Source organism: Pontibacillus yanchengensis, assembly GCF_009856295.1.
Lineage (GTDB): Bacteria > Bacillota > Bacilli > Bacillales > BH030062 > Pontibacillus > Pontibacillus yanchengensis_A.
Genome location: NZ_WMEU01000016.1, coordinates 1 through 18396, shown reverse-complemented (window position 1 = coordinate 18396; position 18396 = coordinate 1). Strand labels below are relative to the sequence as shown.

Here is an 18396-nt window from a genome sequence, read left to right as displayed (position 1 = left end):
TATTTTGCATTAGATTGGTGGTTTAACGATTATGTTGTGTTGCGTAAGAGCGTTATTAACGACGAAAACGGCTATTTAATACAACACTGTTGTATAGAACGAACGAAATTCAGGACAGATAAAAAGCCTATGTGATAAGGTTTTTTATCCTTAGCGTACGCTATCCGCGTTTTGCTGGCGATACCCCATTATAAGATAAATTGACTTAGCGCATGTAAATGGCAACCAAGTCCATACGCCCTTTACCGTGACCTAATTCTTGATGCACAATATCTACACATTGGTTCACTTCCATATATAGTTTACGCTCAGAATGAGGTATCCCTGCATCTTTCCGAACCCCTTGATCATAGTTTTCAACCATGCGATTGATGATGTCTTTGCCTTCCCTATAAATCCCCCTTTCTTTCAAAGAGGCTTCTAATCGCTCACGAGCAAAACTATGACGAAATCCATGAGATCCTGTATAATTCGTTACCTTTGCTTTTTCTACCGCACGGTTATAAGCACTTTTCACCGTATTATACTTGGGTGCCAGGAATTGATGTTGCTCTTTCTCTGCCAAAATGCTTCTAACCTTTCCCTCATACCTTGATAAACAAGGTGTTTCACGTGCCTTGCTTGCTTTCGTAAGTCCTTTAGCACTATTCAACGATCCCCTATCTTCCGAGGCCACAAAATATAACTTTCCGTGCTTTTCTTCAATATGAGCAGCTTTTAGATTGGCAGCTTCCCTTAACCGAAGGCCAAATGCATTCTGAAGATCTAAGGCGTTTTGAGAGCCCTCTGGGAGATTTTCCCGTATCTTTTGGACTTCATCCCTAGTGTAAGATCGATCTTGCCCTTTGGAGCGCTCTGAGCTGTGTATGAGCCGTTGTTTGGGAACCCAATCTCTTTCCTTGAAACCTTGATCTTTCGAAAATTGATTCATGCCTTTAGACAGTAATCGAAGACTTGTTTCGATGTTCATTAAATGCCCTTTGGAAACGCCTTGATTCGCCTTATGGGTCAAATACTCCCGATAATGAGCTCTTTTGAGCCTATAAATATCCTTAATTCCTTTCTGTCCTTTCGCCCATTGTACAAACTGCATACTTACAGAATACGCATGTTTCACTTGCGTTGTAGAATGAATGCCTGTTTCTTGATGGTTATCTCGTAGCTGCTTTTTAGATTCACCAATCTTATAGATTTTCTTCAATGCTTGATCCACTTGGTTCTTCACGTTCCGTTTCCCCACGATTCCACCCCCTGAGATCCTTCTCGAGCTTCTGTACATGTTTCTTGAGTTCAATAATAGTTTGATTGGCGTTCTCGACATTCATTTCTTCTCCTTTGGAGGAGCGTCTAGACTCTTGTATTTCGTGTAACTTGCTTTCTATGTCCTGGCACTCTTGATGTACGTCCTGTAAAGCTTGCTGGTAGCTCAATCCATGGCTTACGTGGCCACTCTCTCGGAATTGCATAATCGCCAATCGTACAAGTTCAGCTCGTTTGATGTGCATATGATCTGCTACAAGGTCCAATTCATTTTTTATTTCTTCATCGATTCTGACATTCAGGTTGATCTTTCCCATCGAATCCCTCCATTTTTTGTAGTGCAATGTAGTACACCTTTCACTTATGCACTACATCGCACTACATGTTTTATTCATGTACTACACTGCACTACATACATATTTCGCTTTAAAATCCCTAATTTGAGTGACCACGCCATAAGGTGACGCATCCAAAACTTCGTTTTAGCTTGGATGCATCACCATATGGCGTGCTGCCAAGTGTAGCTTTCTAAACATGAATAGCATTAAAGCCTAATAAACAGCCTGCTCTATCCCTCAAAAAGGGGGAGCATCATATTGCAGTGCTCATGCCACACTGCAGACCCAAATCACAGCAACAACGACAAGGGGCTTTATAGAGTTTATAGAGTCTTACCTCTCTACAGATGACCCATTTCACCAGCTGAGCAAAATAGAGATCTTTTTTCAAAAAAAAGAGGGATCCATTGGCACTTTTCCTAGTACCTAACTGGATCCCTCAAGTAATGTGTTCAAACCCAATAAAAAAGCAGACCTATCATTCATGAATAGCTCTGTCCGGGCAAGAACGATCTTCCTTATTGTTCATACAACTCTTCCAAAATGGATTTTTCCTTCTCTACCTTCATCATTAGATTATGGAACATACTCCCTCCAGCAAACCTTTGCATGGGTATGAATGAACTGATTCATTCTTTTCTCCTCCTTTGTTGTAACGATTTTTAGACACAAAAATACAGACCTATATACATAGCTCTGGTTATCCTTCCATATGGACTTGTAGACATACGTCTTCTAAGAAAATTCATACAGCCCAATAGGGCGTGAAACTTCGTGATCAGGCTCATGAGAGCAATGAAAATTCGTATAGGTCCATACTATATCATCTATACGGTTCCAGCAACTCTTTTAACCTTAACATTTATAAATAAAAAAGCGTTCTCTTTTCCAGATTACTAGAAGACACACTTGTGTCTTGAGTTAATCGTTCCAAGAGAACGCTTTTGATTAAGTAAATAGACCGTCTTCCTTTGCATAAAGGAGACTAAACAAAATTAAAATAGAACAACTATAAATACATATTATCATTTATATGTTTTACAGGGAATAGTTAGTTTCATGCTCTATTAATTAAGGGAAACTTTGATGATGTTCCTGATATCTTTCGACATTATGAGGAACGAAGAATTGAAGGAACATAGATGAATCACCCCCAACATGTGTGAGGGTTAATTGTTGGAATTATTATTATCCTTTTTTAAAAAAAGCCTTTGTAAGTCCCAAAAGCAAATAGGGAAAACGGTAAACAAAATAACGAAAGTCCAAACATCAAAAAAACCGTCTTCTCCATCCGTAAGCCATACAAAACCTAAATAAATAGATGCGAAAATGAATGTAAAAAAGAGTGATTTCCAGCTAGGAGATTTAAGATTCATTGTATCACCAATTTTTTTCTAATTTTAACAAAGAAAATCACAAGATGGTTGTATTTTAATAATTAAATTTCTCTTTATAAGGTGAAAGATCGTTAAGTCGATCAAAAAAATAAGGAGGAATTAATTATGGCAAGAGAAAAAACAGGAACAGATTTTTCTGTAGACCTTGGACCAGTTACTGTGGCAGTTGAAGAAGGTGTAGCTGGCGATATTGACTCTAACATGTCAATGGGTGTTGGTGCTAGCGCTATTGCTTTCTACGACGGTAACGGAGATCTTACTAACTATTACTATTACGAAAGTGACTTAGGAATGAGCTCTAGTATGAAGGATGTCATTACCGGCTTCGTTGAAAACACTCTTGGTGATTACCATATCATTGGTTCAGATGACCCTTCACTTGATTGGACAGACTTTGCGTTCACGAACGATACCTTTAGTTTCTTAATTGAATTCGCTGGTCAATTAACTGCTTGGACTGATTATCGTGGTCAACCTTATTATAATCATGCATATAAGAGCTTCACAATGTCCAAAGGACATTGGTTCAACACTGATCTTTCAGGATTGAAATATCTTGCGGCGTTTGCATTGGCAATCCTTCTTGCTGTTTGTCTTGCGTTTATTATATCTACAGTTGGAGCAGCAGGAACTGCTACAGCTCTTTCGGGTACTGCATTATTCTTAGCGATGCAAAACCTTCGCGACAACAATGCATAATATTATTAGAAATCCCTTGACTTAGAATGTTAAGGGATTTCCTTCATTTCAAAACTTATTTAAAGGTGTGGTTATTGTGGATATAAAAAAACAAATTAATGATAATTCGTTCATTCAAGAAATACTTCGCGCAACTGAATTAACCAAAGCATTGGATAATGAGGCTGACGAAGAGAAAAGAGAAGAAATAGGAAATGAGTTACGTAAGGCAATGGATGGGTTAGAAAAGACTATGAATAAAGGTAAATAGACAGTCCTTTACTATGTTCTATATATTTTTTTTAGAATGATAATCTATGCTATTCTTTTAAAAGAATGGAGGACTATCATGGAAAATTTTTTAAATGAAACCCCACCAATTGTAGCAGCTTTATTAATGGTTTTAGGTCATTTTATACTTGAATTATCCTATTATGCCATTAAGAAGACAACTGAACCAAATTTCAAAGGGATGAAAGAAGTAATAAAGATATCATGGGTCTATAATGGAAAAGAAAACAAAAAAATAATTTTGTTTTATCAAATCACTACAGTATTAGCTTGTTACTTCTTAATTGCTGATGACTTTACTGGCATTGGTGAAGCTATTGGAGATATTTTTGTAGAAAGCCTTCTTGTCTTCGTGTTCGGACTAGCAATAAGTTATCTTATAGCTATCCCTTTTTATCAAAAAGGCGAAACAATAGGAAGTTTTATCAAAAGAACAAACATTATTTTCTTGGCCCTTAGTATTATAGTACTAATTATTTCTTTGTTCAGTGAGTTTTTCCAAGAAACAGCTTTTGTTTGGGCTTTCGTTGGTTCAATAGCTGTTATTAATAAAGTCAACAAAAACTCAAAACTATCTAAAATATCTAAGTAGCTAACTAACATATAAGGCATCCTTTATGCGTAGAAAACCCCCGATGTATATATCGGGGGTTAATTTTTAGATTTATTATTTATATCAATTTTAGCTAAAATCAATTTTAAAAAGGAAGCTTTGAGTCTTACAAATTCAACGTAATATATTGGTTTTCATATAAACAACAAACCTCAGAGTCAAGGACTGTGATATTCATCAAAGTTATAATTTCTTTACTCCCTCCCTGATAAACAAGGCTGTTTTATGCTATTCTCGTCTTTTTTTTATCTTCTAGATAGTTAAATATATCAGGAACATCATCAAATTTCCCTTTTATTAGTTCCCTGTAAATAAGGTATTGTAATTCTTGCTCTAGATCTTCTCTATTATTTTCTGAGGTTTGGTATAACTCTTTTTTTACTTTGTTCTGAAGATTCTTAGAGATCTCAATATAAAGAAATTCATTGTCAGAAACAGTCATAACAACACTACCCCCTATCTTCTTGATTATTGGAAATTTTCCTACTCAAATTGTTTATGGCTTTTTCTAGTTTTTCGATTTCCCCCTCAAACCTAGTGAGGAGATAAATGGTTACAGCTATCGGGAAACCTACGTTAGCCACTATTTCGACAAAGGTCATTTCCACCATTCAGTTCCCCCCTTAGTTTCTTTAAAGCCTTTTGTTTCGATTTTGATATAACTTGCTGTGAAACACCTTTTTTTTCTGCAATTTCATTTTCTGTCAGACCTAATACAAACAGAGAAAACAAAATATTCTTCTGTCTTAACGTTAGTGTACTAACAACCTTCATAAGCGACGGATTTTGAATAACGTCTTCAATTGATGTGGCAGGCTTATAACTTATTTCTTTATTGCTTTGTAGGTTGTCTTTGTGGGTGTAATCGCCATCATTATCTAGTGGCTGGTCCAACGTAGCAGTAAAACGTTCGCTATACTTTCTCTGTTTCTTATCAAAATCAACAGCCCAATAGTGGATAGATTTCGATAGATAGCTAATTGCCCTTACCTTCTTCAATTCTTCTTGGAACTTATTATTAAGAGATACAGCCGTTTCTTCAGTAGGCATTTGTTGATAGTTTTTGAACAATCTATAATTCTCCTCATCAGCTAGAAACCTCCTCATAAACGGATCTTTCATAAGCTCTTGTTCTGAAAACTCTTCCATACTCTACCCCCAAATACAAGAACATACGTTCGTTTTTGAAGCAAAAAATAAAGAGCTAGGTTATAATAGCTCTCACCTATAAAAGGGATATTCAAGGTGTTTTTTACAACCCTTAACACTCATATTCTTGGAAGTTTTTTTATTTTATCATGCTTTTTCTACTAGTGCATTCTTGATTTTTAATGAAACAATTTACTTACCATCCTTCCAACCAATATAAGTCTATTGTTTCAAACATATTTAGGAAGAATATCTAAAATCCCTAACGAAACATAATGTCTATTATGTTTCGTTCATGCCTAGACCAAACAAAGCGAAAATCCCTTGGAACCCAAGGGGTTTTCGCTTTGTTTGACAAGCCTTCCATGATAAAATGAAACATATTGTATTAAATCGTTTCATTTAATGAGACATAATGGAGGGATAAACCTTGAAAACGACCCATGTGAATGTGAGTTATTGCCAATATTGTCACCTGGACTTCAGGCCAAATGAGATCGTCTACTATGTGGCCATCGATAATAATCTGGTATGCGGATCCTGTGCAGACCAGGCGAATTCAAAGGATATTGAACCGAGGGTCTACGAGTTGTTAAGCGATGACTAAGGAACGCCTGGGACAGCAAAGTGTGGAACCTATTCGAGATCCGGAACTGATCCGAGATATGAAGGAGCATCTCTTACATAAGAGTTATCGGGATTATTTCTTGTTTGCGTTTGGAATCAATTCAGGGTTGCGGATTAGTGACATCCTGCCCTTGCGGGTGATGGATGTGCGGGAAACGGACCATCTGCGGATCCGGGAGAAGAAGACGCGGAACATACGAAAGGTCCGAATGACGGCGGCGCTGCGCCAGGAGATCGAAAAATACACGAAGGGCCTCGCAGCATCGGATTATCTCTTCCCCTCCCGCAAAGGCGGGCCCATCAATCGCACCAGTGCCTGGCGGATCATCAATGGCGCTGCAGATGCTTGTGGGGTGCCAGGACCCATCGGGACGCATACGTTGCGCAAGACGTTTGGCTATCACTTCTATCAGAAGACGAAGGATGTAGCGATGTTGCAGGAGATATTTGGGCATTCTAGCCCTTCCATCACCTTACGATATATTGGCATCAATGATGACATGATGAACCAGGCTCTTGAAGATTTTAGTCTATAAAAGTACCCAACCTCAAATTGATAGATCGGATAAACTTTTCCATGTTCCCAAGATTAAATCATCCAAAAAAGAAATCCGAACCTATAAGTTATGAAACCAATTAAGTTCTTTAAGAGATTAAATGATTTCATAACTTAAAAGTCGATCTCTTGAATAAGAAATCGACTTTTAAGTTTAATTGTTTATTTTTTTTACAATCCCATACACATCAGGAACACCTACATCTAAATGTTCATTAGATTCTTTAATGTTTCTATAGTCAGTCAAACCATTCTGTTTGTACTATGGTTGCGGGGTTCGTGTCCTTTAGTAAGTATAACTCTGCGTTACCATTATTGCCATCTGTATAACTACGAACATTAAACTCTACCTGATAGGTACCTTCCTCGTTACTTAAATTAAAGCTGGAAACTGTGTCGTCAAACGTGGGATCCTCTTCTTTAAGGTGATATTTCCATTGAAAACCAGGACCAAGATATGGCTGATAAATATATATCTTTAAATCTCCACCACCAGAAGTAAATACTTTAGACTTACGAGCAAAGTCAGATTCACCTATGTAGTCCCATTCTCCTGCCCCTTGTGTGGAAAATAATTCATCAATCGGTTTATCGGAAATCTTGGTAACTTTAGTTTGGACAGTTGAAGAGTCATTTACCCCGTCTTCTTCGCCATCTTTAGAAGTGATTTGACTTTTCCCTTCAGACGTGTCTAACTCATCTGCAGAAACACTTGTGTTATAAGAAAAAACAAAGGTGCTTAAAATTGCTAAACTTGCTAATGATTTTTTCATAGAACAATCCTTTCCTTAATTAAATGATTTCATAATAAATTGAAGCTCTTAGGGGACACATAATAGTATACATGGAATATATAGGAATTACAGTGTTTTTGTAAAAAATATCCAAAAGTAACAAATTTTAATTAAGGATGGAAAATAAATCATAAATAATTAACAAGAAAAATTTTTAATAAGAAGCACTTCAGTCCATTTTTTCTATTTTTGTAGGTGCAACCGGTGGGGGATTAAATATTGTATCCACTCTTTGCACAAAAACAAAGACAAGAGAAAAGATTAATGAGAATATAAAAGAAAGTATTATAAACTTTTTGATTGATATGTTCAAAATATACCACCCTTTCTGTAGTTGGAAATATTTTTCTGTATTATACTAGAACTCTATTAAGTATGAAACAGGCTAATTATACTAAATAATATATATGGGTTATTTCAGGGGATTTTTCTATTTATTTGACAACATGCTGATAAAGCCAACTTCAATTCTAGTAGAAGAGTTTATGATTTAATTTCACAAAATATAGGAGGTTAATCATGAAGAATAAAGTGTATAAGCGTAAAGTCCAACAGAACTATCGAGATGAATTTAACAAAAAAAAAAAGATAAAAATGCCCATATTACGTTAGTTTTTATAGTTCTTATTGTTTTACTTCTTTATCTAATTGCTTTATATTTTGGAGTTTTTAATAATGGTATATTAAAAGAAATTAAATATCTGGGCTAAAGTAACTCACACTTGGATTTCAAGTACAGCTACAAGCAAATGGTCTTTAGTTCCTTCCGAGATTAACACCAGACCCCTTTAAGCCACCTATTATCCTCTCTTATTTCTCCTGTAACACGTTCTATATATCCTTGCTGTTCCATAAACATCTTTATATCGTCTTTTGTATGAGGCAGATTCACTAACAGATTTACCACGATTTCGTAGCACTTGAAAATAGGCCAATGCTTTTAGATCATCAGCTTTAAAAAACGCGCCATCCTCGTTCATTCTTCTTAAACTCATACCCTTTATGCTCAAGCTCATTACAGTATTTCCTCACTGTTACAGATTCAATGCCAAGACGCCTGGCTACTTCTTTGCTCGAAAAATCCTGATTACTCTCTATCTCACCTTTCATATTCAGCAACACTCCGATATAACAGCGCTCTAAACTAGTTTTATAAACTATTTACTTTCCAACCACTTTATTAGGGGTCCAGTCAGGAAAATGCGGATTTACAACGTTAAGTCACCAAAAGGACTATTTATCTTGGGATAAACAACGATAAGTATTTTGAGGCATGTATATGAAACACTTAGAATGCTTTAACCATCGTTTTGAGGAAGATTCTCAATAGAGTGAAGCCTATTGATACAAAGTCGTGTAAGCCTTGGTATAACAGCGTTTATCTTCTTATCGTTGTAAATTGTCAAAATCCTGACTCTACTCCAAAAAGTGGTCGTTTTTTGTTATGCAATAAGAGATGAAATCGTCATAAATAATTATTCCGAAACATTAATTATGATAGTATTCTATAACAATAGAAAGAATCTTGTGGAGGTGTTTAGATTAATATGGGAACGATTTTAGTCTTACCAATGATAGCTATCGTTATTGGATTATATTTAATCACTTTAGGTCTTTGGGAACTAAGGTACGGGGTGAACCGAAGTAGATATATTACATTCATGTTTACCGGCTTATTTTTAGTCTTCGTGGTATCAGTAATATTAATATTTGGAAGCGCTACATTTCACGTTAGATGATTATTCAAATTCTAAAAAAGGAAGTGGAAAAGTGAAGAAATTTCTTATTGGATGCATTGCTAGTCTATTAATTATTCCAGCGTTTTTCACAGGATTGAATGGTTCATCTCAGAGTTATGCTCAGGACACAGATCCAAAACCCACTTACATCAAGCCCCCTGTGCAAGCTAAAGAAGATAATCAAAAAGGTAAGTTTCAAAGTAGCTCTAGTACTCGAATGAGTGGTCAAAGTGAGGAGCTTACACTTACCGAAAAAAAGGAAAGAAATGAAAATATAAAATTGGATCTAAGAGAAATGGTCCAAAACGGTGCTAGTCAATCAGAGATAAACAATAAACTAAAGGACAAATATGGACTTATTCCATGGGTGAAGGTTGAAAAAGACTCAAAACAAAATCTAACAGCGAAACTTAGCGGGCTGTTTGGAGGGGATACTGTAGAAGCTTCATCAACAGCATCTGTGTCTGTTGATACCCCGACTGCTTGGTATGATACAAGAACTGGCGAGAATAAAGTTTACGCACATTTTGAGTGGAACGGATCAAGTTCTTGGGATTCTGGTGATAGTGATTATGATGTAGGTGGGAAAGATGCGTTTGCTATCGATTTCGACCAACATATACAGTTCGAAAGCTATGAAATGACTACATTTGATACTGATCACAATGAGATCCTTAGTTACACTTCTCCCCAAAAGCTTACAAATTATGGTGTAGGATACGTTCAACAAGACGAAATCTTACCAAACTATAATTCAGACGGTGGAATGTACTCTTGGCATGAAGGGGAAATTTTTGCAACATTTGATGTAACTACCTATGAACAACACGCAGTTAGATCTAAACTAGCTCACACTTGGACTTCTGGTAGTTCTGTAGGTGTCAGTAGCATAGGTCTTGGAAAAGGGAGTATTTCTATTGGATGGACTTCAAGTACAGCTACAAGTAAATGGTCTGCTTATTCAGAGGGACAAGATTTATACAATCTATAAGCAATCATGAAAATTAACATCTAGCATTGGATACTATTTTGTGAAAAAAAGCCCATGATTAAATCATGGGCTTTTTTGTTTCAGTGTACACCGAAAACTAATAGGAATCTAAATTGTTAAAATGACCTTTCAACCTTTTAATCCCTTTCCGGGCTTAAAACCAGGCCACTTTCAAACTCTCTATTATCCTCTCTTTTTTCTCCTGTAACCGCACATTCATTCTGATCTTGGTATTTGCGCATCATTATCTGTTTCCACAAAAATTACTAGAGGAACCCCTTTATCGATCTTATCACTGAACCCCAAAAAGGGGGGGAGTTCTTGATGAAGAAAGTTTTTGTTTTCTAAAAAAATAGTTCAATATGTGATTTACTCTAATTTATTTCATTAAATTCAAAATGGGCACCCCTTTTATTTTCTTATTAAAAGGAATTAGAATGAACTATACCTAAATTAAATACATAGATAGCACAAACATTTATTTATAGGCTTTTCATAGATTATCTAAGTTCGTAATGATTTATTATTAATTCAGTCTAAATTCAGAATGAACTAGGAGGGGAAGACGTGAGTGGAGGTTATTCTATTGGTGAAGTAGCCAAAAAGTTTGAAGTTCATCACGCCAGGCTTCGTGATTGGTGTAATCATGGTCTTATTGATTCTTACCGAGGTGCTCGGAATGCTCGTTTTATCCATGAATCGGAATTCAAGAAAATTGAGCAAATTAAACAGTTCATGGAACGTGATCCAAAGCCAACGTTGGATGAAGTGCGAGAAGAATTGTTCAAAGAAACTTTATTAGTTCAGAAAAAAGCATCTGATCGCCAGGATGAAATGAGTACTGCGCTATCTAATGCTCTTCAAAAAGAAGGTTTGTACGAGATGTTCGAGATGTTCGCACATAAGTTTTCGGAAATGGAATACAAGGTAGCCAAGATGGACGAGATGCAGCAGAAACTGGATTCGATGAGCAAATATCTCGAAAGCATGGATCAAAAATCCGAAATTGAAGCTAAACTAGAGAAGGCTTTAGAAGAAGAGAACCAAATACGTCTCCGGGTTGAAGCTAAATTAGAGCAAGTTCAGAATGAGCAAAACCAAAAGTTACAAGAACAAATAGATTCAATGAACAGGTCTATCGAAAACATAGATCAACAATCTGAACGTGAGGCTAAACTGGAGGCTGAACTAGAGAAAGAGCGCCAAATAAGGCTTAGGACAGAGGATAAGTTAGACCAAGTTTACACTGAACAGAGCCAGAATCAGAAAAAAGAAAAAGGATTTTGGCAGAGACTATTTAGTTCTAGTTCTGATTAAAGTTACAAAGTAATTTCATAACCTTTAAAAGTGTCACATCAGAAAACTGACGCTATTCCATCTAAGTAAATAAAAAATAACCAATTAAGGTAATTAGTCTTTATATCATCTTTCATATTCAGCCACCCTCTGATATAACAACGTTCTTAACTAGGTTAAACTAGAACTTACAGCAATATATGAACGATATATATCTAAACTAAAGTAAAAAATAAAGACAGCCCTGAAAAGCTGTCTTTATTTTTTACTCCCCCCAAACTTTTTAAGGGGATAGAAATATTTATTTTTTAATTTTAAATAACCTGTATTTGTTTTCATCCTCTAAATATTTAGCAGCTAAATATCCAGTTTTGTTCTTAACATTGTACAAATTCGTGTTGACATCTAAATAATTAGATGACAATTCTTCGTTTGGCATTTTCTCCTTTTCTACTTTCTTTGTTATTTTCCCAATAGAATCTCCTAATTGTACATCTTCTTTTTTTACAATCTTTTCTCCATAGTAAGTATTACCTTCATAGATTAATATTGCTGAGTAAGAACTATCTTCATTTTGGTTACAGGAAACTAGAATTGTACTTACTAAAAGTAAAATAATACTTATATGTCTCATCTCTATTACCTCAATTTATCTTTTTTAATTTAGAGTCATTGACTGTTTCACCAACGTTTGATTGGAATGCTTTTATATCGTTTTTATATTCAAATTTACCGTTTGGTCCACCTATCATAATCAGTCTACCATCTTCTATTTCTTTAAGAAATAATACATATTTTTCATTGATATTCATAAGAGGGTGAGAACGGAAAGAATCTTCTTTATTCCCATCTTGTGTAACTTTAATATATTTACTTTTGATATCTTTTTCACCTTTGTAAACCTTACTAATCTTAAAGTTAAATAACGTGAAAGGAATATCCTCTTGCTCAAAATAACTATCTAAGATTTCTGTTGGTTTACCTTCTACTATATAGTAATCACTCACATAATCCCTCTTACTCTATCTGTCTCAAAAACTATCCGAAACATTCTGGAAGTCTATGATATTGATATATCAGTCTTTCAAGCATATTAATGGATAATTCACCGGAATATCCATCCATTCAACGGCGTCATTACCGGATCCATTAAATCCTGCCCTCACAGGCTTTGCCTGTGATATGTGGATTGCGAACTCCGTTCGCCTTATCCTGCATTTATATCTCCCATATAAAAGGCCATATAAAAAGCCCCCTACATGTGTGAATGAAACATGAAAAGGGGCTTTTTCGTTCCGGCGCACACCGAAACCCTGACCATTCAATCAACATAGCGTCCTGTCTGCAAATGGGTAAGGGCTATGCTTTTTTTGTTGGTCCATTGCCTATATAGTATCACATTTGATGAACATTTATTTAGGTAACGTTCTCCCTAACAATCTCAACAATATCCTCAAACGTATATTTTTTATTTACGATATCTACCACAAAGTCTTCTGCAGTTTTTTGATCCATGCCAAATCCTGCGGAATTATACGCCAGGAATTGCAACATACTTAAAAAGGCTGTTCGTTTATTCGCATTATGAAAGCAATGATTTTGAGCCAATGATTCCAAAAGGGCCGATGCCTTCCCAGGGATGGTTGGATAAGCGTCGTTACCTAGAACCGATTGCTGGGGGCGATGGACAGCTGAGTCCAACAACGTTGGTTCCTTCACTCCAATGAATTCACCAGCGGAGGTTCGTTGGATGACGTAAGAATTGATGGCCATTACTTCTTGAACAGTGAGATATCTCAACGATCTTTCAGTTCCTTGATGGTATCTTCATACTGATGATAATTTGTCTCCAGTGTTTCAAAGAAGTCTGGAGAGATCCCTTGGGGTAGGTCGACTTTATTCGTACGAGAAAGAACAATCTTATCATCATAGACCTTGACATCAACATCAACGCCATTATCCCACTTGTGCTTGGACAACTCATCTTTAGGTAATGTAATCCCTAGAGAATTGCCGAACTTCGAAATTTTACGTGTCATGATGATCACCTCTTTACGTGTTATAACAATTATACCGTAAAACCGTTATAACAACAAGGTCTTAACGCCCCCCCCCTTGGATTCAAATGTAGAAACTTGTAGTGTGTTTGGTTGGTTTTGTTACGTACAAGAAGTGTTGTTACATGAATTTTTAGAGATGACAGTATTATTTTCTGTTTTGAAAGTTGTGCTCACCTGTAGGAAAAAAAACCTTTTTCACAGAGCCTTTATAGATCATGTAATATTGCGTTTCTATATGTAGGACACATACGATGTTGTCATAGTTTTTAACCTTCCCTGAATACGTTTCACCATTTTCATTTTTGAAGCATCCTCGAAAAGATTGGGTTCTTATTTTCTTTATGAAATGTTTCATATCCAGTTTGGTTGATAAGATAACAGTTTCTTGTGGTTGGATTGAATATCCTGTGCGCTTGTTTCCCAGATTTTTAAAAATCAGTGTTCTATTCGACTATCTCTTATTCCCATTGCTTTGTGTTTGGTTTAATCAAACCTCTTACACTTCCAATATGAAGAGCATTTTACTGCAAGCATTTTGGATCTACAGCTTGCCTGTAACCATCTTCGAGACATGGCTAGAGCGTAAAACAGATTTAATACGATATAAACGATGGTCCTGGTTTCATTCTTTAACTTCATTGGCGGCTACGTTTTTGCTGGTACGAGGGATAATGGGATTAATTAGAAGGGATAGTCAAATCTCTTCATGTGGTTCCAGCGATTAAAGAAACATCAAAATGCGTTTTTGACGTATATTCTTAGCTTGAAAATCACAACCTAAGGTATGGCATCTAGAAAAACTTCCAAATGACATGAAGCAATGCAGGACATCATGATTTGTTCAAGGTGTCCTTTTGCTTTGTATCGGAATTGATTGCTTAATATATAAATTATCATCATGAGTTTCGGAGAAGGGGGGGGGATGTACATTTACTTCTTTCTTGCTAATTTTTGAAACCATTTGTCATGACAACATTCTGAATTCAAGAACAAAAAGGGTTTTACATATCAATAATCATTATCTTTTCTAATTTCATCATATCAGCTTTAAGAAATCTTCAGAAATATGTAATCTACATAAAAACTGTAAATGAAACCAACACATTCAACACATAAATGCACTACCGCGGCTTCGCCTTGCTGGCGTACTTGCGGCCCGAAACGTTTTTTCAAAACCTTCCGGGTCCTCGTACGATACGCCCACCCTCTTTAAATAAAAATGAAACACTGACTAATTTAATAACTTACTTCAGAAATATAAAATCCATAAAACATAAAAGAGGAATAAGAGATATAGATGGGATTTTGGAAATGTATAAGTCATTTAGTGCACCCCCTAGTGACCAAACTTTGCAATTAATAATTGTGATAATAAATTTAGTGCACCCCCTAGTGACCAAACTTTGCAATTAATACTGACTTCATTTAGTGCACCCCCTAGTGACCAAACTTTGTACATTAGTGCACCCTCTAGTGACCAAACTTTGTACTTTAAAATAGAGGTGGGACATAATAGTTTTAGCCTATAAAAAATCCGAACTATAATTCGAAATCTGCTATTGAGGTTTCGAATTAGTTCGGATTTTTATCATTAATAAACGTTTGTTTTCTTAGTAACATTCGACTTTACTACTGGGTATTATAGTTTTGTCCCAGCCTTATTCATGTTGATTAAATTGGTTTAAAACTGTTCTTATGTATTGGTCCTGTACTTTATGGTTACCAACTAAATGGGGATGTACAATTATTCTGTTAACACCTTTTGTCCGATGAATGCTGATAGCACCACATCTTTCAATCCATTCTAAATGCTTCTCAATAGTTTTTCTTCGGATAGTAGATTCATGAGCTGCTGAAAGACGATTAACCAGTTCTTTAAGGGACATATGCTTAAGTTTCTTTCTACAGCGTCTTGACTCTCTTTCTAGTGCATCGTTTATTTCTTCGTTTGGTTTCACGATTGATTCCTCAGGGTTTTTCACCAAATATAGAGTCTCATAATGAAAATAACTTAACAAAAAATGTAATGTTCCCAAAGCATCGTATTTTCTTAGTTTTTGTTGCCGACTTTGTATTTTTTCTAGGTTTTCGTACACTTCTAAGAGTTTTTCATGAAAGATCTTTACAAACTTACCATCATGGTTAATCCTTCCCATTAGGAGAGCTTCTTCTTTAAAATAATAGTACCAATACCGACCAACCTTTTTCTTGGTTAAGTACCCAATCTTTTGGTAATAAGGTAACATTTTATTTCTAGTCGAATGCTCACTAATCCCCCAAAGTTCAGCAATCTCTTTACGTGTCATGCCAATTCCATTGTCTTCAAAAGCCTGTTTATTTTTAAATTGTGCAATTGCAAGCTTTAATAATCTGGTTCTGTCACTATGGCTCAATTTATTCTCTATCGAATAATGATATTCACGGAAGAATTGAAAATATATTCCTCTTTCATCTTGTTTTAGAGCACTTTTCATTCGCTGATATTCTGTCCAAAAAGTTTTATAAGCCAGTTCGACATTATTATGCGTAGCCTTTGTGTTGAGAATCTCTTCTCCTGTATCTTTGCATTTTACTACAAGATTATCAGGAGCTATATTGCTTAACCAATTCTCAAATGGCTGAGGATTGGGGTAATACCAACGAGCCAATGTCTGGGCTTTTTTTATGATTACTTCCTCTTTTAAATCTTCTATTCCGATGTTTTGATTTTGACTTTCCATAAAAATTTCTCCTTCCATAGTGGAAGGGACCGTAAACACATGGTATAATGACCACATAATTAAATGAGAAGAAGGGTGCACGTGTCCCATTGGATACGATCCCATCTGTGTGAGAAACTCCCATGCCGGCCAAAGCAGAGGGAGTTTTTCTCGTTTATACGAGTAATTCTACCATTTTTTTGTCCCTTCTGCTATGTTGTGACAAAATAAATAGTATTTTTATACTTACGATTTTAGTAATTAATAAGACCGATATAAACATTAGAAAGAACGTTGGAAGAAACGAAGAAATATTCGAACCATTCTTTTTTTTATTATATGGTTACTTACATGTGATATATTCCGCCCCTATTAATAATTCGATTACTAGAAGGAGAGATGGTCCTTATTCTAGAATATATAATAAACGTTGGAAGAAACGAAGAAAAGAATATTTTATGAAAAGGAGAGTTAGGGATGTCTATTACAATTACGATGGGGATACAAAAAGGTGGATGTGGTAAGTCAACTACTACTGGTATTCTTGCCCATTTATTAAGCAAAGATTATAAAGTACTAGCTATTGATTTGGATTCACAAGGGAATTTAACAGAGTTATTGTCTGGTCAGGTATCAAATGATTTTGTAGGCAACTCTGTTTTAGAAGCAATGGAATATCACGATATTCCATCCTATTTACACACAATAAGCGATACTTTAGATTTATTACCAGCAAATAATTTTTTAGCGACTTTTGCTCGTTGGTTGTACACTGGTAAGACCTATCAAGGAGAACGTATTCCCTATAAAGGAAGCCCGAGTCTAGTCTTAGATAAAGCATTAAATCCCATTAGAGAAAATTATGATTTCATATTAATTGATACTCCTCCATCACTTAGTGAACAAACAACTAATGCTTTATGTGCAAGTGACTATGTCGTGGTAATGTATGAGTGTTCTAATTGGTGTTATTCAGCTATTCCAAATTTTTTAGATTCAGTGGGGGGAGCCAAAGAAAATGGTGAACGATCTACTGAGGTTATAGGGATATTACGTACTATGAATGATGTGAGACGAACAGATGCAAAAGCGTTTAATGAGCTCATTGAAGAAGATTATCCAGATCTTATATTTAAAACTATCATAACTAGAAAAGCACCTGTTGGAAGACTATCACTATATGGTTTTCAAGATAACAAAGAGCTTAATCAAGTTATTTCCCAATACTATGCGTTCTATAAGGAGTTGTTGAACCGTGTCCAAAATCGATGATATGAAGAACCGATCTCGTCAGCAAAAACATGTAACGCCTACTCAGGCACTTAATCAAAATATAGAAGAAAACAACGTTGGAAGAAACGAAGATGAAAAGGTAGAAAGAAAGAGAGTTTCTTTCGATTTAAGAACGGATTTGCATAAAGAGTTAAAAATGCAGTCTTTACTACAAGAAAGAAACATCTATATTTTAATTGAAGAAGCTTTAGAAGAATATCTTCAGAAATAAATAATCGTTTAAGAAAGAATTATTGTGTTTGTATTCATTAGATGAAAATGCTACTGACTTTGAAAAGTCGGTTATCTTCAAAATTTAAATGTACCAAAGATTTTTTTGAAGGAGCATATCAACGTTTAACCTACTAATTTACAGTTTCTATGCTTATTAAGATTTCAGTGTGTGTGGTGAAGTAAGAAAGTCCATGATTTCCTATCTCATGGACTTTCTTGAATTATGTATTCTCTATTGGAAGGAGGGGGAATAATTTTTTCATTCTTGTTTATTAGGGGTCCAGACAGCAAAACTCGGAAAACGTACGCTAAGAGTTATTTTGCATTAGATTGGTGGTTTAACGATTATGTTGTGTTGCGTAAGAGCGTTATTAACGACGAAAACGGCTATTTAATACAACA

21 protein-coding genes are annotated in these 18396 nt (G+C 35.5%); 9 read left to right on the top strand and 12 right to left on the bottom strand.

Going from position 1 to position 18396, the window contains the following annotated elements:
* Positions 1-205: 205 nt before the first annotated feature.
* Together GLW08_RS21340 and GLW08_RS21335 are read right to left on the bottom strand one after the other, a co-directional pair.
* Positions 206-1240, bottom strand: a complete 1035-nt coding sequence (locus GLW08_RS21340; protein WP_337193974.1) for a tyrosine-type recombinase/integrase — start codon at positions 1238-1240, stop codon at positions 206-208.
* Positions 1185-1577, bottom strand: coding sequence for a hypothetical protein (locus tag GLW08_RS21335; protein WP_160850637.1), 393 nt, complete (start codon positions 1575-1577; stop codon positions 1185-1187). Before GLW08_RS21335 ends, GLW08_RS21340 begins: the two co-directional genes overlap by 56 nt.
* Before the next feature lie 1523 nt (positions 1578-3100).
* On the opposite strand from GLW08_RS21335, the gene GLW08_RS21330 reads away from it, so the two are divergent.
* The 3 genes from GLW08_RS21330 to GLW08_RS21320 all read left to right on the top strand — a co-directional run bounded on the left by GLW08_RS21330 (position 3101) and on the right by GLW08_RS21320 (position 4556).
* On the top strand, positions 3101-3694 hold the full coding sequence (locus tag GLW08_RS21330; protein WP_160850636.1) for a hypothetical protein: 594 nt from the start codon (positions 3101-3103) through the stop codon (positions 3692-3694).
* Positions 3695-3770: 76 nt separating this feature from the next.
* On the top strand, positions 3771-3944 hold the full coding sequence (locus tag GLW08_RS21325; RefSeq protein ID WP_160850635.1) for a hypothetical protein: 174 nt from the start codon (positions 3771-3773) through the stop codon (positions 3942-3944).
* A gap of 78 nt (positions 3945-4022) precedes the next feature.
* Positions 4023-4556, top strand: a complete 534-nt coding sequence (locus GLW08_RS21320; RefSeq protein ID WP_160850634.1) for a hypothetical protein — start codon at positions 4023-4025, stop codon at positions 4554-4556.
* Positions 4557-4800: 244 nt separating this feature from the next.
* Here GLW08_RS21320 and GLW08_RS21315 read toward each other — a convergent pair whose 3' ends face one another.
* From GLW08_RS21315 to GLW08_RS21305, 3 genes are read right to left on the bottom strand one after another with little or no spacing between them, the layout of a single operon-like run.
* Entirely contained in the window at positions 4801-5019 is a 219-nt protein-coding gene (locus GLW08_RS21315) for a hypothetical protein (protein ID WP_160850633.1), read from the bottom strand.
* A gap of 7 nt (positions 5020-5026) precedes the next feature.
* Complete coding sequence (locus GLW08_RS21310; protein WP_237458529.1) at positions 5027-5179, bottom strand: YvrJ family protein; 153 nt, start codon at positions 5177-5179, stop codon at positions 5027-5029.
* Positions 5154-5726, bottom strand: a complete 573-nt coding sequence (locus GLW08_RS21305; RefSeq protein WP_160850631.1) for a sigma-70 family RNA polymerase sigma factor — start codon at positions 5724-5726, stop codon at positions 5154-5156. The genes GLW08_RS21310 and GLW08_RS21305 overlap by 26 nt, the downstream gene beginning before the upstream one ends.
* Before the next feature lie 599 nt (positions 5727-6325).
* On the opposite strand from GLW08_RS21305, the gene GLW08_RS21300 reads away from it, so the two are divergent.
* Positions 6326-6889 (top strand): site-specific integrase, encoded by a 564-nt coding sequence (locus GLW08_RS21300; RefSeq protein ID WP_160850630.1) that lies wholly within the window; start codon positions 6326-6328, stop codon positions 6887-6889.
* A gap of 259 nt (positions 6890-7148) precedes the next feature.
* Here GLW08_RS21300 and GLW08_RS21295 read toward each other — a convergent pair whose 3' ends face one another.
* On the bottom strand, positions 7149-7682 hold the full coding sequence (locus GLW08_RS21295) for a hypothetical protein (protein WP_160850629.1): 534 nt from the start codon (positions 7680-7682) through the stop codon (positions 7149-7151).
* A 975-nt stretch (positions 7683-8657) separates the two neighbouring features.
* A complete protein-coding gene (locus tag GLW08_RS21290; RefSeq protein ID WP_160850628.1) occupies positions 8658-8813 on the bottom strand; it encodes an HTH domain-containing protein in 156 nt (51 codons plus the stop codon).
* Between the two features lie 660 nt (positions 8814-9473).
* Here GLW08_RS21290 and GLW08_RS21285 point away from each other — a divergent pair.
* Positions 9474-10433 (top strand): hypothetical protein, encoded by a 960-nt coding sequence (locus tag GLW08_RS21285; RefSeq protein ID WP_160850627.1) that lies wholly within the window; start codon positions 9474-9476, stop codon positions 10431-10433.
* Between the two features lie 567 nt (positions 10434-11000).
* Positions 11001-11750: a MerR family transcriptional regulator gene (locus tag GLW08_RS21280; protein WP_160850626.1), complete on the top strand. Its 750-nt coding sequence runs from the start codon at positions 11001-11003 to the stop codon at positions 11748-11750.
* Between the two features lie 280 nt (positions 11751-12030).
* Here the strand turns inward: GLW08_RS21280 and GLW08_RS21275 are convergent, their stop codons facing one another.
* From GLW08_RS21275 to GLW08_RS21260, 4 genes are all read right to left on the bottom strand, one after another.
* Positions 12031-12363: a hypothetical protein gene (locus tag GLW08_RS21275; protein ID WP_160850625.1), complete on the bottom strand. Its 333-nt coding sequence runs from the start codon at positions 12361-12363 to the stop codon at positions 12031-12033.
* Between the two features lie 10 nt (positions 12364-12373).
* Positions 12374-12736 (bottom strand): hypothetical protein, encoded by a 363-nt coding sequence (locus GLW08_RS21270; protein ID WP_160850624.1) that lies wholly within the window; start codon positions 12734-12736, stop codon positions 12374-12376.
* A gap of 409 nt (positions 12737-13145) precedes the next feature.
* Complete coding sequence (locus tag GLW08_RS21265) at positions 13146-13529, bottom strand: type II toxin-antitoxin system death-on-curing family toxin (protein ID WP_202406438.1); 384 nt, start codon at positions 13527-13529, stop codon at positions 13146-13148.
* Positions 13526-13768, bottom strand: a complete 243-nt coding sequence (locus tag GLW08_RS21260) for an AbrB family transcriptional regulator (protein ID WP_160850623.1) — start codon at positions 13766-13768, stop codon at positions 13526-13528. Before GLW08_RS21260 ends, GLW08_RS21265 begins: the two co-directional genes overlap by 4 nt.
* 323 nt (positions 13769-14091) lie before the next feature.
* Between GLW08_RS21260 and GLW08_RS22475 the strand changes: the two genes are divergently transcribed.
* A complete protein-coding gene (locus GLW08_RS22475) occupies positions 14092-14514 on the top strand; it encodes a CBO0543 family protein (protein WP_423808705.1) in 423 nt (140 codons plus the stop codon).
* Positions 14515-15447: 933 nt separating this feature from the next.
* Here GLW08_RS22475 and GLW08_RS21255 read toward each other — a convergent pair.
* Positions 15448-16509 carry a hypothetical protein gene (locus GLW08_RS21255; RefSeq protein WP_160850622.1) on the bottom strand — a complete coding sequence of 354 codons (1062 nt, stop codon included), beginning with the start codon at positions 16507-16509 and terminating at the stop codon, positions 15448-15450.
* A gap of 456 nt (positions 16510-16965) precedes the next feature.
* Between GLW08_RS21255 and GLW08_RS21250 the strand changes: the two genes are divergently transcribed.
* Positions 16966-17760 carry a ParA family protein gene (locus GLW08_RS21250; RefSeq protein WP_160850621.1) on the top strand — a complete coding sequence of 265 codons (795 nt, stop codon included), beginning with the start codon at positions 16966-16968 and terminating at the stop codon, positions 17758-17760.
* Complete coding sequence (locus tag GLW08_RS21245; protein WP_160850620.1) at positions 17744-17992, top strand: hypothetical protein; 249 nt, start codon at positions 17744-17746, stop codon at positions 17990-17992. Before GLW08_RS21250 ends, GLW08_RS21245 begins: the two co-directional genes overlap by 17 nt.
* Positions 17993-18396: the final 404 nt, after the last annotated feature.

Excerpts from the sequence above, each read along its gene's own strand:
- GLW08_RS21255 (WP_160850622.1), bottom strand. The coding sequence starts at position 16,509 with ATGGAAAGTCAAAATCAAAACATCGGAATAGAAGATTTAAAAGAGGAA.
- GLW08_RS21275 (WP_160850625.1), bottom strand. The coding sequence starts at position 12,363 with ATGAGACATATAAGTATTATTTTACTTTTAGTAAGTACAATTCTAGTT.
- GLW08_RS21310 (WP_237458529.1), bottom strand. The coding sequence starts at position 5,179 with ATGACCTTTGTCGAAATAGTGGCTAACGTAGGTTTCCCGATAGCTGTA.
- GLW08_RS21300 (WP_160850630.1), top strand. The coding sequence starts at position 6,326 with ATGACTAAGGAACGCCTGGGACAGCAAAGTGTGGAACCTATTCGAGAT.
- GLW08_RS21250 (WP_160850621.1), top strand. The coding sequence starts at position 16,966 with ATGTCTATTACAATTACGATGGGGATACAAAAAGGTGGATGTGGTAAG.
- GLW08_RS21330 (WP_160850636.1), top strand. The coding sequence starts at position 3,101 with ATGGCAAGAGAAAAAACAGGAACAGATTTTTCTGTAGACCTTGGACCA.
- GLW08_RS21290 (WP_160850628.1), bottom strand. The coding sequence starts at position 8,813 with ATGAAAGGTGAGATAGAGAGTAATCAGGATTTTTCGAGCAAAGAAGTA.
- GLW08_RS21335 (WP_160850637.1), bottom strand. The coding sequence starts at position 1,577 with ATGGGAAAGATCAACCTGAATGTCAGAATCGATGAAGAAATAAAAAAT.
- GLW08_RS21305 (WP_160850631.1), bottom strand. The coding sequence starts at position 5,726 with ATGGAAGAGTTTTCAGAACAAGAGCTTATGAAAGATCCGTTTATGAGG.
- GLW08_RS21315 (WP_160850633.1), bottom strand. The coding sequence starts at position 5,019 with ATGACTGTTTCTGACAATGAATTTCTTTATATTGAGATCTCTAAGAAT.
- GLW08_RS21260 (WP_160850623.1), bottom strand. The coding sequence starts at position 13,768 with ATGACACGTAAAATTTCGAAGTTCGGCAATTCTCTAGGGATTACATTA.
- GLW08_RS21320 (WP_160850634.1), top strand. The coding sequence starts at position 4,023 with ATGGAAAATTTTTTAAATGAAACCCCACCAATTGTAGCAGCTTTATTA.
- GLW08_RS21295 (WP_160850629.1), bottom strand. The coding sequence starts at position 7,682 with ATGAAAAAATCATTAGCAAGTTTAGCAATTTTAAGCACCTTTGTTTTT.